This window comes from Citrobacter sp. Cpo071, assembly GCF_030332765.1.
GTDB lineage: Bacteria > Pseudomonadota > Gammaproteobacteria > Enterobacterales > Enterobacteriaceae > Citrobacter > Citrobacter portucalensis.
On the sequence record NZ_JAOWHE010000019.1, the window covers coordinates 1 to 408 of the forward strand.

Here is a 408-nt window from a genome sequence, read left to right on the forward strand (position 1 = left end):
CGGCGGTGCAGGCTGTCGGTGATGGTGACGGCGTTTTTCCCGTATTCATAGCGGTAGCTTAAGCCTGCCGGATTATGCTGATCCACCACACGGCCCGCTGCATCGTAGCGGTAGGTGGTCTGCGGGCGTCCGGGGTACTGGTGTGCCACCATCCTGCCCGGGGTGTCCGCGGCATAGTCAAAGCGGCGCACCTGCACTCCGCCCCGGTCATACACCGCCGCCAGCTCCCCGCGCGGGGAATAGTCATAGCGCACCAGCGGGGATGCCGGCAGGTTGTCCGGGTATTCCGGGTCGTGCGTCAGCCAGACGGCACCGAGGCGGACCCCGTCATCCTGGCCGTAGCGGGTGACGGGCAGTGTGTTCATCTGCTTCAGCACCAGCCGGAAGCGACGGCCTGCGCCATCGGTC

At 66.7% G+C, this 408-nt stretch carries 1 pseudogene; it reads right to left on the minus strand.

Features of this window, described 5'->3' with window-relative positions:
- A pseudogene (locus OGY09_RS00265) lies at positions 1-408 on the minus strand (type IV secretion protein Rhs); the annotation flags it as partial.